Below are 13718 nucleotides of genomic sequence, written 5' to 3'. Positions count from 1 at the left end.
AAGCGCTCGCGCCCCGGCGAAACGAGGGAAGGCGCGCCTCGCCAGCAAACGCTGCCATGCCGGATCTGGCGGCGCGGCCGCCCTTCAGTCCGCGGCGGGCGTGTCGGTGGCGGCAGCGTCGGCGTCGGCGTCGCCCTTGGCGGTGTCTTCGAAATAGGGCTCGACCGTGCCGTTGAGGCGGATCGTCATCGGATTGCCCTTGCGATCCAGCGAGCGGCCGGCGGCAACGCGGATCCAGCCTTCGGACACGCAATATTCCTCGACGCCGCGCTTCTCCTGCCCGTTAAGCCTGATGCCGATGCCGCGGCGCAGCAGCTCGCCGCCGAAATGCGGGCTGCGCGGGTTGACGGAGAGGCGATCGGGGGGCGTGTCGTTGGTCGTGTCGGTCATGGCACGCGCTCATAGTCGTACGCGCGGCGAGGCGCTAGATGCGGCGTCATGACGACATTGATCCTGCTCATCTGCTCCAACCTGTTCATGACGCTGGCGTGGTACGGGCATCTCAAATTCCCCGACGCGCGGCTGCCGGTGGTGATCCTGGCGAGCTGGGGCATCGCCTTCATCGAATATTGCCTCGCGGTGCCGGCCAATCGCATCGGCTACGCCCACGGCTTTTCCGGCGGCCAGCTCAAGATCATGCAGGAATGCGTGACGCTGGCGGTGTTCGCGGTGTTCGCCGTCCTCGTGCTGAAGGAGCCGCTGAGCTGGCGCTATCTCGGTGCTGCGGCGTGCATCGCCGGAGCGGCGGCGTTCCTGTTCGTCGGGCGCGGCCACTGATTGCGGCGGCGGAATTGCCTTCCCATATCCGCCCCAAGTGAACGAAAACAGAGCGGGATCAGAATGAGCGAAGACAAGATCGGCTGGCACGGCACGACGATCCTGTCCGTCCGCCGGGGCGGCAAGGTGGTGGTCGTCGGCGACGGCCAGGTATCAATGGGCAATACGGTGATGAAGCCCAATGCGCGCAAGGTGCGCCGGCTGGGTGCGGACGGGCAGGTGATCGGCGGCTTCGCCGGCGCCACCGCCGACGCCTTCACCCTGTTCGAGCGGCTGGAGCGCAAGCTGGAGCAGCATCCGGGCCAGCTGCTGCGCGCGGCGGTGGAGCTCGCCAAGGACTGGCGGACGGACAAGTATCTGCGCAACCTGGAGGCGATGATGATCGTCGCCGACAAGGAGGTCACGCTGATCCTCACCGGCAATGGCGACGTGCTGGAGCCTGAGGCCGGCGTGGCGGCGATCGGATCGGGCGGCAACTACGCGCTCTCGGCCGCCCGCGCCCTGCTCGACTATGAGGCGGATGCCGAGACGATCTGCCGGAAGGCGATGGCCATCGCCGCCGAGGTCTGCGTCTACACCAACGACCGCCTGACTATCGAGACGCTGGACAGCGCGCGCTGACCCCCGCCCTCGCCCGAACCTGTTCGGGACCACTTCGCCGCCGGCGCCGGTGCTCGCGGCCGAGCGGATGGCGGAACAGGTTCAGGGAGGCGGGCCCGAAAATCAATCCATGACGGAAACCCAGATCAGATGAACGACGCTCTTACCCCCAAGGCCATCGTGGCCGCGCTGGACGCGCACATCATCGGGCAGGACGACGCCAAGCGCGCCGTCGCGGTGGCGCTGCGCAACCGCTGGCGGCGGCAACAGCTGCCGGAATCGCTGCGCGACGAGGTGACGCCCAAGAACATCCTGATGATCGGGCCGACCGGCTGCGGCAAGACGGAGATCAGCCGCCGCCTCGCCAAGCTCGCCGACGCGCCCTTCGTGAAGGTGGAGGCGACCAAGTTCACCGAGGTCGGCTATGTCGGCCGCGACGTGGAGCAGATCGCCCGCGACCTAGTCGAGGAGGCGATCCGGCTGGAGAAGGAACGCCGCCGCCTCGCCGTCAAGGACAAGGCCGAGGAGGCCGCGCGCAAGCGGCTGCTCGATGCGCTGGTCGGCAAGGATGCCTCGGAGGCGACCCGCCTGGCCTTCCGCCAGCGCTTCGAGGACGGCCAGCTCGACGACACCGAGATCGAGCTGGAGGTGGAAGAGGTGCCCAACACCCCCTTCGAGATTCCCGGCATGGGCGGCCAGGTCGGCATGATCAACCTCTCCGAGATGATGGGCAAGGCGTTCGGCGGGCAGAAGCCGACCAAGCGCCGCAAGCTCACCGTCAAGGCTGCCTGGGCCAAGCTGGTCGAGGAGGAGGCCGACAAGCGCCTCGATCAGGACGAGGTGTCCCGCGCGGCGTTGGCCGACGCCGAGGCGAACGGCATCGTCTTCCTCGACGAGATCGACAAGATCGCGGTCAGCGACGTGCGCGGCGGCTCGGTCTCCCGCGAGGGTGTGCAGCGCGATCTGCTGCCGCTGATCGAAGGCACCACCGTCGCCACCAAATATGGGCCGATGAAGACCGACCATATCCTGTTCATCGCGTCCGGCGCCTTCCATGTCGCCAAGCCGTCCGACCTGCTGCCGGAGTTGCAGGGCCGCCTGCCGATCCGCGTCGAGCTGAAGGCGCTGACCGAGGCGGATTTCGTGCGCATCCTGTCGGCGACCCGCGCCAGCCTGACCGAGCAATATCGCGCGCTGCTCGGCACCGAGGGCGTGTCGCTGGAATTCACCGACGAGGGCATCGCCGCCCTCGCCCGCATCGCCGCCGAGGTGAACGCCTCTGTCGAGAATATCGGCGCGCGGCGGCTGCAGACGGTGATGGAGAAGCTGCTCGAAGAGGTGAGCTTCGAGGCGGAGGAGCGCGGCGGCACGACGCTGGTGGTGGACGCGCCCTATGTCGACCAGCAGCTGAAGGCGATCGCCCGGAATACGGATTTGTCGAAGTTCGTGCTCTGAAAACCCGCCCCTCCCCCGTTGCGGGCGCGAGGGGCGGTCCTACATCCCGGCCGGTTCGCGACGTCCGCGGGCCGGCCCAATTCGTGACGGGAGTTCCCCCATGCCAGCAGCCCGAGGCTATGCCGCGCAGTCCAGCGAGACGCCGCTCGCCCCCTTCTCCTTCGAGCGCCGGGATCTCCGGCCCAACGACGTCCGCATCGCCATCCGCTATTGCGGGGTCTGCCATTCGGACCTGCATCAGGTGCGGGGCGAATGGGGCAACACTGTCTATCCGTGCATCCCCGGCCACGAGATCATCGGCGAAGTGACCGAGGTCGGCGCGCAGGTCACGCGGTTCAAGGCCGGCGACACGGTCGGCGTCGGCTGCCTGGTCGACAGCTGCCAGCATTGCGATGCGTGCGATCACGACCTTGAGCAATATTGCGAGAATGGCTTCGTCGGCACCTATAATGGCGAGGACAAGATCACTGGCGAGATCACCTTCGGCGGCTATTCCGACGCGATCGTGGTGCGCGAGGAGTTCGTGCTCAACATCCGCCACGGCGCCGACCAGCTCGCCGCCACCGCCCCGCTGCTGTGCGCCGGCATCACCACCTGGTCGCCGCTGCGCCACTGGGGCGCGGGCCCGGGCAAGAAGGTCGGCATCGTCGGCATTGGCGGGCTCGGCCATATGGGCATCAAGCTCGCCCACGCGCTCGGCGCCCATGTCGTCGCCTTCACCACGTCCGAATCCAAGCGGCAGGACGCGCTCGACCTTGGCGCCGACGAAGTCGTCATCTCCCGCGACGCCGAGCAGATGGCGGCCCATGCGCGCAGCTTCGACCTGATCGTCAACACCGTCGCCGCCAGCCACGATCTGGACGCGTTCACCGCCCTGCTCAAGCGCGACGGCACGCTGACGCTGGTCGGGGTGCCCGAGCATGCCCATCCCTCGCCCTCCGTGGTGAACCTGATCTTCGGCCGCCGCTCGATCGCGGGCTCGCTGATCGGCGGCATCGCCGAAACGCAGGAGATGCTCGATTTCTGCGCCGAGCACGGCATCACGGCGGACATCGAGATGATCGCCATGCCGGAGATCGAGCAGGCCTATGCCCGCATGCTCAAGAGCGACGTGAAATACCGGTTCGTCATCGACATGGCGACGCTGGACTGACGTAGCGCCCCATTCCGTGGCGCCCGTCGTCGCCCTGGACCTGCTTCAGGGTGACGACGGGTGCGGGGCCCGCCGGGCCTCAATCCCTATCGACAAGCGGCTCCCGCCCCGCCATGGGCCGGCCGGCTATGCACATCATCACTGACATCATCGCCTGGATGGCGGGCTGGATCGTCGCCGTAATCTCGTGGGGCGGCTATACCGGCATCGCGTTGCTCATGGCGATCGAGAGCGCGTGCGTGCCGTTGCCGTCCGAGATCATCATGCCGTTCGGCGGCTATCTCGTCTCGACCGGGCAGCTCGCCCTGTTCTGGGTGGCGACGGCGGGCGCGTTCGGCTGCAACATCGGCTCGATCCCGGCCTATGAGCTGGGCCGGCTGGGCGGGCGCCCGGCGGTCGAGCGGTTCGGCCGCTACGTGTTCATGAACACGGACGATCTCGACAAGGCGGAGCGCTTCTTCGCGCGTTGGGGCAGCCTTGCCGTGCTGGTGTGCCGGATGCTGCCGGTGGTGCGCTCCTTCATCGCCTTCCCCGCCGGCATGGCGCGGATGAACCTGACGAAGTTCCACCTCTACACCTTCCTCGGCTCCTGGCCGTTCTGCTGGGTGCTGGCGTGGATCGGCATGAAGCTCGGCGAGCGCTGGAACAGCGACCCGCGCATATCGGCATGGTTCCATCGCCTCGACGCGATCATCGTCGTCGCGATCCTGGTCGGGCTCGGCTGGATCATCCAGCACAAGGTCCGGCGCCACCGCAAGGAGCGGGTGGCGGATTAGCTTTCACGCCCCCGCTACGAGCGTCATGCCGAACCCCTTCGGGGTGACGGGATATAGGGGCAGTGTGGCGAGGGCCGCCCGATGGATCGAGCGGCCCCCTCCCTTATCAGGCGCCGGTTTTCCGCACCGCGCCCTTGTGCGTGCCCACTCCCGGGCCGCGACGGCGCTGCGGGAAACGCCGCTTCGGCTTGTCGCCAGGCGCACCCGCCGGGCCGCCGGCCTTGCGGGCATCGTCGTGGCGGCGCTGCGCGGTCGGCCTGGCCTGCTGGGCGGACGGACGCGGCAGACGCGCCGCCTCGGCGAGGAAATTCTCCGGGATCGCCACAGGCTGCAACTTGACCTTGGTCAGCCGCTCGATGTCGCGGATGTTGTTGCGCTCCGCCTGATCGACAAAGGCCAGCGCGATGCCCGCCTTGCCGGCGCGCGCGGTGCGGCCGATGCGGTGGACATATTGCTCCGGCACGTCCGGGATCTCGAAGTTGAACACGTGGCTGACGCCCGGCACGTCGATGCCGCGCGCGGCGATGTCCGTCGCCACCAGCACGTTGATCTCACCGGAGCGGAAGGCGGCCAGCGTGCGCTCGCGCTGCGGCTGGCTCTTGTTGCCGTGGATCGCCTCGGCACGCACGCCGGCGGCGGCAAGGTGCTTCACTACCCGGTCGGCGCCATGCTTGGTGCGGGTGAAGACCAGCGCACGGTCGATCTCCGCCTCACGGAGCTTGAGGGTGAGCAGCGCCTGCTTCTCGGCCTGGTTGATGAAGGTGACGAACTGCTCCACCCGCTCGGCGGTGGATGCGACCGGCGCCACCGACACCTTCACCGGATCGCTGAGGAAACGGTCCCCCAGCTCGGCGATGGCGCGCGGCATCGTCGCCGAGAAGAACAACGTCTGGCGCTGCTTCGGCAGCAGGGTGACGATGCGCTTCAAGGAATGGATGAAGCCGAGGTCGAGCATCTGGTCGGCCTCGTCGAGCACCAGCACCTCGACCTTGGACAGCGACAGCGCGCGCTGGTCGATGAGATCGAGCAGCCGGCCCGGCGTCGCGACGAGCACGTCGACGCCGCCCTGCAGCTGGCGCACCTGGCGGCCGATCGGCACGCCGCCGAACACCGTCGCCACCGACAGGCGGAGATGCTGGCCATATTTGCGGAAGCTGTCGGCGATCTGGCTGGCCAGCTCGCGCGTCGGCGACAGCACCAGCACGCGGCAGCCGGTCACCGGACGGGGGCGGTTATTCTCGCTCAGATAATGGAGGATGGGCAGCGCGAACGCCGCGGTCTTGCCGGTGCCGGTCTGCGCGATACCGCACAGGTCGCGGCCCTCCAGCACCGGCGGGATCGCCTGGAGCTGAATCGGCGTGGGCTTGGTGTAACCGGCGGCATCGAGGGCGCGCACGAGCGGCGCGGCGAGGCCGAGCTCGGAAAACTGGGTCAAATCAGATTACTCACATAAGGCACGGCCGCTGGGGGCCGACATGGCCCACGCGCCGGTGCGGGTTCCGACAACCCGCGTGACAAGGGAAGCCTTGGTGAAAGCGTCCCTTGAACGAAGCCGGCCCTGCAAGGGGCGATCACGCTGCCTCGTTCGGACGTCCCCTGGGGCGCCGACGCTCTGCGGTGCATATGGCAGCGCAGCATGGATTTGGCAAGGGAGGCAAAGTCTCGCCGTCTATTGGCGGCAGGCGCGCGCCCCTCTATTGATCGCGAGCCCCGCTTCGCCCATCTGACGGACATGTTGATCGAGACCGAGACCACGCCGAATCCGGCGACGCTGAAATTCCTCCCCGGCCGCGTCGTGATGAGCGCCGGCACGCGCGACTTCGCGAATGAGGAAGAGGCCGAAGCCTCGCCGCTCGCCACCGCCCTGTTCGATCTCGGCGATGTGGTGGGCGTGTTCTTCGGGCATGACTTCGTGTCGGTGACGGCCGGCCCTGGGGTCGACTGGCGCAGCCTCAAGCCCGATGTGCTGGCCGTGCTGCTCGATCATTTCGTCGCCGAGGCGCCGCTGTTCCATGCCGGCAGCGCTGCCGGTATCGCCGTGCCGGCCGACGACGCGGCGCTGGGTGACGATCCCGCTGATGCCGACATCATCGACCAGATCAAGGACCTGATCGACACGCGGGTTCGCCCCGCCGTGGCCCGCGACGGCGGCGACATCGTCTATCGCGGCTTCCGCGAGGGGAAGGTCTATCTCGCACTGCACGGCGCGTGCGCGGGCTGTCCCTCCTCGACGGCGACACTGAAGCAGGGCATCGAGCAATTGCTGCGGCATTATGTGCCGGAGGTGACGGAAGTTCGCGCAGTCTGACGGGAGGGCAAGGAGCATATGGCCGGAAAGCTTTCCGACGCGGCGCTCGACACGCTCTTCCGCACGGCCCGCACCTATAATCATTATCTGGACCAGCCCGTCACCGAGGACGAGCTGGAGGCGATCTGGGAGCTCGCCAAGTTCGGCCCCACCTCGGCCAACCAGATGCCCGCGCGGATCGTGTGGTGCCTGAGCGACGAGGCCAAGGCGAAGCTGGCCGGCTTCGCCTCCCCGGCCAATGCCGGCAAGATCCTCGCCGCGCCGGTCACCGCCATCATCGGCATGGACCTCGAATTCTACGAGCAGCTGCCGATGCTGTTCCCGCACGCCGATGCGCGCGCCTGGTTCGTCGGCAATGATGCGCTGATTCGCGAATCCGCCTTCCGCAATTCGACGTTGCAGGGGGCCTGGCTGATCATGGCCGCGCGGGCGCTGGGCTTCGACACCGGCCCGATGTCGGGCTTCGACAATGAAGCCGTCGACGCGGCCTTTTTCTCGGCAACGACGATCCGCTCCAATTTCATCGCCACCCTTGGCCGTGGCGATCCGTCGACGCTGATGCCGCGCCTACCCCGGCCGGATTTCGACGCCTTCAACCGGATCGCGTGACGGGCGGTGCGCATCCTTGCCATTGAAACCGCCACCGCCGCCTGCTCCGTCGCCCTCATCGAGGACGGGGTGGTGATCGCCGCGCGTCACGAGCTGGTCGGGCGCGGCCATGCCGAGCGGCTGGTGCCGATGATCGCCGAGCTGCTGCCTGACGGAGCGCGTGCCGATGCGATCCGCGTCGATTGCGGCCCGGGCAGCTTTACCGGCGTCCGTGTCGGGCTGGCGGCGGCGCGCGGCCTAGCCATCGGCTGGGGCGTGCCGGTGGCCGGCTTCTCCTCGCTGGCGCTGATCGCCGCCCGGGCCTTTGCGGCGCGCGCCGAGGCGGAGCGGGTCGCCGTCGCCATCCCCGGCGGCCATGGCGAGCTGTTCGTCCAGTCCTTCCGCCGCGGGCCGGAGCCGGAAGGCGGGATCGCGTCCCTGCCCCCGGAGGCGGCGGCCCGCGCCGTCGACGCGGCACTGGTCGTCGGCGGCAGCGCCGCCGCGCTCGTCGCCGCGCGGGGCAGCGGCGAGGCGCTGGACGCCGTGCCCGATGCCGGCGACGTGATCCTGCTGCCGGAGGGGCTCGCCGCGCTGGCGCCGGCGCCGATCTACGGCCGCGCGCCCGACGCGAAGCTGCCGGCGTGAGCGGCGCCCCCCTGCTCCGCCCGGGACTGGTCGGCGATCTCGACGAGGCGATGATCGTCATGAACGAGGCGTTCGACCCCGCTTTCGGCGAGGCGTGGACGCGCGCCCAATGCGCCGGAATCATGAGCCTGCCGGGCGTGTGGCTGACGCTGGCCAGCGAAGGCGAGACGCCGGCCGGCTTCTCGCTCGCACGGATCGTCGCCGACGAGGCGGAGCTGCTGCTGATCGGGGTGCGGCCGGGCTGGCGACGGCGCGGGATCGGCCGCGCATTGCTCCATGCCACGGAAATCGAAGCGATTGCGCGCGGCGCGGGCAAATTGCATTTGGAGGTGCGCGCCGAAAATCCTGCGGCAGCGCTGTACGTTAGCGCAGGCTTCACGCCCGCCGGCCGCCGCATCGGCTACTATGTCGGCAAGGACGGTCAGTTGTTCGACGCCGTCACGCTTAGCAAGTCGCTAGACGCAATTTGAGGCGCGGCGTGGTTATTGTACTTGCAAAATCATTCCCGCGGTATCATCCCGCGCTCGGGCCGAGCTGTTTCCGGTCCTCTTTCCCCAATGCGTCAATTAAGGTCCCCCCGATATGACCGACCATAACGATATGGCCGAGAGCCTGATAACGCTCACCGCCGACATCGTCTCTGCCCACGTTGCCAATAACAGCATCACCGTGGAAGATGTGCCGGGCCTGATCCAGAACGTGCATCAGGCGCTGCGCGGTCTCGGCACGGCTCCGGCCACGCCGGAGGTGAAGCAGGAGCCCGCCGTTTCGGTGCGCGCCTCGGTGAAACCGGACTTCATCGTGTGTCTGGAGGACGGCAAGAAGCTGAAGATGCTGAAGCGCCATCTGATGACCCATTATCAGATGACGCCCGAGCAGTACCGCCAGAAGTGGAACCTGCCGGCCGACTATCCGATGGTCGCGCCCAACTATGCGGAGCAGCGCCGCAGCCTGGCCAAGAAGATCGGCCTCGGCACCAAGCGCCGCAAGCGCTGAGCGCACAAGGGGGCCGGCATCCCGCGACCGTCGACCAGGCTGGATCGACGATTGGAGCGGCGCCGGCCCCAATATGGCGCTAACGACTCGCAAATATGCTGCGGAGGCTTCCCGAGGGCGTTCGGATTGCCTAGATCATCCGCACCATGCGCAAGATCGATGTAGAGGCGCTCTGCGCCGAAAAGGGCCTGAGGATCACCGAGCAGCGGCGCATCATCGCGCGGGTGCTCTCCGAGGCCGAGGATCACCCGGACGTGGAATCGGTCCACGCCCGGGCGTCCGCGATTGATCCCGGCATCTCGATCGCCACGGTGTACCGCACCGTCCGCCTGTTCGAGGAAGCCGGCATCCTGGAACGGCATGATTTCGGCGACGGCCGCGCCCGCTACGAGGCAGCGGCCGAAGCCCATCACGATCACCTGATCGACGTCGAGACCGGCAAGGTCATCGAATTCGTCGATGCCGATCTCGAGGCCCTGCAAAAGCGTATCGCCGAGAAGCTGGGCTTCCGGCTGGTCGATCATCGGATGGAGCTTTACGGCGTCTCGCTCGACCGCACCGACTGACAGCGCGAAGGTCCGCGCCGCGGCACGGATCGCGCTGATCGGGCTGGCGCTGGCCGCTTGCCTGCCCGCCCATTATCTTGCGCGCGCCGCGACCGGCCGGTCGCGCTGGCCGCGCCGCTTCCTCGGTCTCGCCGCGCGCGCCTCGGGCGTGCGGCTCACCGTCAGCGGCACGCCGCTCGACGGCCCGATCCTGCTCGTCGCCAATCACCGCAGCTGGCTCGACATCCTCACGCTGGCGGGCGCGTCGGGGTGCATCTTCGTGTCCAAGGCGGAGGTGCGGCGCTGGGCGGTGGTCGGCTGGCTGGCCGGCCTCAATGACACTTTGTTCGTCGAGCGAACCCGCCGTGGCGCGGTGCGCGGTCAGGCCGATGCGTTGCGCGGCGCGCTGGAGGCGGGGCGGACCGTCGCGCTGTTTCCGGAAGGCACCACCAACGAGGCGGACGGCCTCCTGCCGTTCCGCGCCAGCCTGTTCGCATCGGTGCTGCCGCCCCCGCCGCAGGTGCGCGTCCAGCCGGTACGCATCGATTATGGCGGCGCCGCCGCCGACCTCGTCTGGCCCGACGAGGAGGACATGCTCGGCAATGCGCTGCGCATCCTCGGCCGACGCGGCACCATCGCCGCGCGGCTGAGCTTCCTCGATCCGATCGACCCCGCCGCCTTCGACGACCGCAAGGCGCTCGCCGCCACAGCGCAGGCCGCGCTGGAGCGCAGCGGCGCGATAGGCTAAGGGCCCGGCCCATGTCCGCGCCCCATTCCTTCCACGTCAAGTCGTTCGGCTGCCAGATGAACGTCTATGACGGTCAGCGCATGGCCGAGCTGCTCGAGGCCGACGGCCTCACCGCCGCCGCCGACGCCGACGCCGCCGATCTCGTCGTGCTCAACACCTGTCATATCCGCGAGAAGGCGGCGGAGAAGGTCTATTCCGATATCGGTCGCCTCAAGCGCGAGGACGGATCGAGCCCGATGATCGCGGTCGCCGGCTGCGTCGCCCAGGCCGAGGGGGCGGAAATCCCCCGCCGGGCGCGCGCCGTCGACATCGTCGTCGGCCCCCAGGCCTATCATCGCCTGCCCGCGCTCGTCGCCGCCGCCGCGCGCGGCGAGAGCGCCATCGACACGGACATGCCCGCCGAGAGCAAGTTCGCCGCCCTCCCCGGCCGGCGCCGCGTCGGCCCCAGCGCCTTCCTGACGGTGCAGGAGGGCTGCGACAAATTCTGCACCTATTGCGTGGTGCCCTATACCCGCGGCGCCGAAATCTCCCGCCCGTTCGCCGCCGTGCTCGACGAGGCGAAGGCGCTTGCGGATACCGGCGCGCGCGAGATCAGCCTGCTCGGGCAGAATGTGAACGCATGGGGCGACGGGGACCGCGGCCTGCATGATCTGATCGAGGCGATCGCGCTGATCCCGTCGATCGCGCGCATCCGCTACACCACCAGCCATCCCAACGACATGGCCGAGGGGCTGATCGCGGCGCATCGCGACGTGGAAAAGCTGATGCCTTTCCTCCATCTCCCGGTGCAGTCGGGCAGCGACCGCGTGCTCAAGGCGATGAACCGCAGTCACGACGCCGCCGCCTATCTGCGCCTGATCGAGCGGGTGCGCGCGGCGCGGCCGGATATCGCCATCTCCGGCGACTTCATCGTCGGCTTTCCCGGCGAAACGGAGGCTGAGTTCGCCCAGACATTGGCGCTGGTCGAGGCGGTCGGCCATGCGCAGGCGTTCAGCTTCAAATATTCGCCGCGCCCCGGCACGCCCGCAGCGACGATGGCGGACCAGCTGCCGGCGGCGGTGATGGACGAGCGCCTGCAACGGTTGCAGGCGCTGCTCAACGCGCAGCAGCATGCGTTCAACCGGGCAAGCGTCGGCCGGCGGACGGAGGTGCTGATCGAGCGCACCGGCAAGCTGCCCGGACAGAAGCTGGGCAAGTCGCCGTGGCTTCAGTCCGTCCACCTGCAAACCGAGGCGGCGATCGGCGATATCGTCGCGGTGGACATCGTCACCGCCGGCCCCAACTCGGTCGGCGGCGCGGAAGTGGTGAAGGCGGCGGCCTAAGACCCGCCGCCCCGTCCCCGAAACGTCATGCCGGACTTGATCCGGCATCCATGCCGCCACAAGCGCCGGCGTCCGGGGATGCATGGACCCCGATCAGCTTCGCCCTGAACTTGATTTCAGGGTCCGGGGTGACGATCAATGCGCCATTGGTATCTGCCCCTTCGCAAACATTCTCTGGAAATCCGTCGCCCGACACCCCATCCTCCGGATTGGGGCTCCAGTCGAAAGGTGATGTTTGAGTCGCAAACCCGTGACCGCGCAGGCCGGCGAGCGTGCCCGCCTGGAAGTACAGTTCGATCGGCAGCAATTGATGGGCCGCCTGTTCGGCGAGTTCGATCAGAATCTGATCGCGGTGGAGAGCCGGCTTGGCGTCTATATTTCGGCGCGCGGCAACAAGATCCAGATCGAGGGGCTGGCCGAACAGGCCGCCCGCGCCCGCGACGTGCTGATCGGCCTCTATAACCGACTGGTGCAGGGCCAGGATCTCGATCCCGGCGCGGTCGACGCGGTGATCTCGATGACCGCCGAGCCGACGCTGGACGGCATCATCCGCGATGTCGCCGAGCCGCCCAAGGTGATGATCCGCACCCGCAAGAAGACGATCGTACCGAGGAGCCGCACCCAGGTCGCCTATATGGAGGCGCTGGGCCGCGACGACATCATCTTCGCGCTCGGGCCGGCCGGCACCGGCAAGACCTATCTGGCCGTAGCGCAGGCGGTGCAGCAGCTGATCACCGGATCGGTCAGCCGGCTGATCCTGTCGCGCCCGGCCGTGGAGGCGGGCGAACGGCTGGGCTTCCTGCCCGGCGATATGAAGGAGAAGGTCGATCCCTATCTCCGCCCGCTCTACGACGCGCTCTACGACATGCTGCCGACCGAGCAGGTCGAGCGGCGCATCGCGTCGGGCGAGATCGAGATCGCGCCGATCGCCTTCATGCGCGGCCGCACGCTGTCGGAGGCGTTCATCATCCTCGATGAGGCGCAGAATACCACACCGGCGCAGATGAAGATGTTCCTCACCCGCTTCGGCATGAACAGCCGGATGGTGGTGTGCGGCGATCCGCGGCAGATCGATCTGCCCGAGGGCGGCAAGTCCGGCCTCGCCGACGCAGTGCTGAAACTGGAAGGAACCGAAGGCATGTCGATGATCCGCTTCGGCGCGGGCGACGTGGTGCGCCACCCGATCGTCGGGCGCATCGTCCAGGCTTATGAGGGCCCCGATGCTTGAGGTCGCCGTCGACGCCGCCGAACCCTGGGGCACGGCCACTGACTGGGAGACGCTGTGCGATCGCGCCGCGCGCGCCGCGATCGCGCATTCGCCCTACACCCTGCTGCTCGACAAGACGGTGACCGCCGAAATCTCCGTCCGCCTGGGCGACGACGAGGAGGTGCGCGCTCTCAACGCCCAATATCGGCAGAAGGACAGGCCGACCAACGTCCTCTCCTTTCCGATGGTGCAGACCGATCTGATCGAGGGCCTGTCCAATTCCGACGATGGCGAGGTGCTGCTCGGCGACATCATCCTCGCCCACGGCGTGTGCGCGGCCGAGGCGGCGGAAAAGGGCGTCGACGTCGCCACCCACGCCACCCATCTCGTCGTCCACGGCACGCTGCACCTGCTCGGCTATGATCATATGGACGATGTCGAGGCGGAGCGGATGGAGCAGCTTGAGCGCGACGCGCTGGCCAGCCTCGACATTGCCGATCCCTACGCCGTGCGCGAGGATTGACGCCGCACGGCACCCCTGATCGTGCGTCCCTGGGTAGCGGCTGAGCGCCGTCGAAGCCTCGTAACGGGGGGTCAG

General features: G+C 68.2%; 18 protein-coding genes. 15 read left to right on the top strand and 3 right to left on the bottom strand.

The genetic code is table 11. From position 1 onward, the window contains the following. Positions 1 to 84: 84 nt before the first annotated feature. Positions 85 to 390, bottom strand: a complete 306-nt coding sequence (locus KOF26_RS14985; RefSeq protein ID WP_216326733.1) for a DUF3297 family protein — start codon at positions 388 to 390, stop codon at positions 85 to 87. 48 nt (positions 391 to 438) lie between these two features. On the opposite strand from KOF26_RS14985, the gene KOF26_RS14980 reads away from it, so the two are divergent. From KOF26_RS14980 to KOF26_RS14960, 5 genes are all read left to right on the top strand, one after another. After that, a complete protein-coding gene (locus KOF26_RS14980) occupies positions 439 to 777 on the top strand; it encodes a DMT family protein (protein WP_216326730.1) in 339 nt (112 codons plus the stop codon). 63 nt (positions 778 to 840) lie between these two features. Beyond that, positions 841 to 1398, top strand: coding sequence for an ATP-dependent protease subunit HslV (gene hslV / locus KOF26_RS14975; protein WP_216326727.1), 558 nt, complete (start codon positions 841 to 843; stop codon positions 1396 to 1398). Between the two features lie 129 nt (positions 1399 to 1527). Continuing rightward, positions 1528 to 2832, top strand: coding sequence for an ATP-dependent protease ATPase subunit HslU (gene hslU / locus KOF26_RS14970; protein WP_216326724.1), 1305 nt, complete (start codon positions 1528 to 1530; stop codon positions 2830 to 2832). Positions 2833 to 2932: 100 nt separating this feature from the next. Continuing rightward, on the top strand, positions 2933 to 3985 hold the full coding sequence (locus KOF26_RS14965) for an NAD(P)-dependent alcohol dehydrogenase (RefSeq protein WP_216326721.1): 1053 nt from the start codon (positions 2933 to 2935) through the stop codon (positions 3983 to 3985). 134 nt (positions 3986 to 4119) lie between these two features. Continuing rightward, positions 4120 to 4761 carry a DedA family protein gene (locus KOF26_RS14960; RefSeq protein ID WP_216326912.1) on the top strand — a complete coding sequence of 214 codons (642 nt, stop codon included), beginning with the start codon at positions 4120 to 4122 and terminating at the stop codon, positions 4759 to 4761. Positions 4762 to 4867: 106 nt separating this feature from the next. On the opposite strand, the gene KOF26_RS14955 is transcribed toward KOF26_RS14960, so the two are convergent. Next, positions 4868 to 6196, bottom strand: coding sequence for a DEAD/DEAH box helicase (locus KOF26_RS14955; protein ID WP_216326718.1), 1329 nt, complete (start codon positions 6194 to 6196; stop codon positions 4868 to 4870). Between the two features lie 297 nt (positions 6197 to 6493). On the opposite strand from KOF26_RS14955, the gene KOF26_RS14950 reads away from it, so the two are divergent. The 8 genes from KOF26_RS14950 (at position 6494) to miaB (ending at position 11913) form a co-directional block, all read left to right on the top strand. Continuing rightward, complete coding sequence (locus KOF26_RS14950) at positions 6494 to 7069, top strand: NifU family protein (RefSeq protein WP_216326714.1); 576 nt, start codon at positions 6494 to 6496, stop codon at positions 7067 to 7069. Between the two features lie 18 nt (positions 7070 to 7087). Next, positions 7088 to 7678 (top strand): malonic semialdehyde reductase, encoded by a 591-nt coding sequence (locus KOF26_RS14945; protein WP_216326710.1) that lies wholly within the window; start codon positions 7088 to 7090, stop codon positions 7676 to 7678. A gap of 6 nt (positions 7679 to 7684) precedes the next feature. After that, a complete protein-coding gene (tsaB, locus tag KOF26_RS14940; RefSeq protein ID WP_216326707.1) occupies positions 7685 to 8302 on the top strand; it encodes a tRNA (adenosine(37)-N6)-threonylcarbamoyltransferase complex dimerization subunit type 1 TsaB in 618 nt (205 codons plus the stop codon). A gap of 50 nt (positions 8303 to 8352) precedes the next feature. Further along, positions 8353 to 8772 (top strand): GNAT family N-acetyltransferase, encoded by a 420-nt coding sequence (locus KOF26_RS14935; protein WP_216326704.1) that lies wholly within the window; start codon positions 8353 to 8355, stop codon positions 8770 to 8772. A gap of 112 nt (positions 8773 to 8884) precedes the next feature. Beyond that, positions 8885 to 9298 (top strand): Ros/MucR family transcriptional regulator, encoded by a 414-nt coding sequence (locus KOF26_RS14930; RefSeq protein ID WP_216326701.1) that lies wholly within the window; start codon positions 8885 to 8887, stop codon positions 9296 to 9298. Positions 9299 to 9444: 146 nt separating this feature from the next. Next, positions 9445 to 9864 (top strand): Fur family transcriptional regulator, encoded by a 420-nt coding sequence (locus tag KOF26_RS14925; RefSeq protein ID WP_216326698.1) that lies wholly within the window; start codon positions 9445 to 9447, stop codon positions 9862 to 9864. Continuing rightward, complete coding sequence (locus KOF26_RS14920) at positions 9758 to 10591, top strand: lysophospholipid acyltransferase family protein (RefSeq protein WP_216326695.1); 834 nt, start codon at positions 9758 to 9760, stop codon at positions 10589 to 10591. The genes KOF26_RS14925 and KOF26_RS14920 overlap by 107 nt, the downstream gene beginning before the upstream one ends. A gap of 11 nt (positions 10592 to 10602) precedes the next feature. After that, positions 10603 to 11913, top strand: a complete 1311-nt coding sequence (miaB, locus tag KOF26_RS14915) for a tRNA (N6-isopentenyl adenosine(37)-C2)-methylthiotransferase MiaB (protein ID WP_216326692.1) — start codon at positions 10603 to 10605, stop codon at positions 11911 to 11913. Positions 11914 to 11938: 25 nt separating this feature from the next. On the opposite strand, the gene KOF26_RS14910 is transcribed toward miaB, so the two are convergent. Further along, entirely contained in the window at positions 11939 to 12220 is a 282-nt protein-coding gene (locus KOF26_RS14910; protein WP_216326691.1) for a hypothetical protein, read from the bottom strand. Between KOF26_RS14910 and KOF26_RS14905 the strand changes: the two genes are divergently transcribed. Further along, positions 12149 to 13141: a PhoH family protein gene (locus KOF26_RS14905; RefSeq protein ID WP_253201483.1), complete on the top strand. Its 993-nt coding sequence runs from the start codon at positions 12149 to 12151 to the stop codon at positions 13139 to 13141. The two genes, KOF26_RS14910 and KOF26_RS14905, sit on opposite strands and share 72 nt — an antisense overlap. Next, the gene (gene ybeY / locus KOF26_RS14900) at positions 13134 to 13643 is read left to right on the top strand and encodes an rRNA maturation RNase YbeY (RefSeq protein ID WP_216326688.1); all 510 of its coding nucleotides are present in this window, start codon (positions 13134 to 13136) and stop codon (positions 13641 to 13643) included. The genes KOF26_RS14905 and ybeY overlap by 8 nt, the downstream gene beginning before the upstream one ends. The last annotated feature ends 75 nt before the right edge of the window (positions 13644 to 13718 follow it).

The sequence above is a fragment of the Sphingomonas quercus genome (assembly GCF_018863195.1).
In the GTDB taxonomy this organism is placed as follows: Bacteria; Pseudomonadota; Alphaproteobacteria; order Sphingomonadales; family Sphingomonadaceae; genus Solisphingomonas; species Solisphingomonas quercus.
Note: the sequence above shows the minus strand (reverse complement) of the source record. Positions and strands in the feature narration are given on the sequence as shown.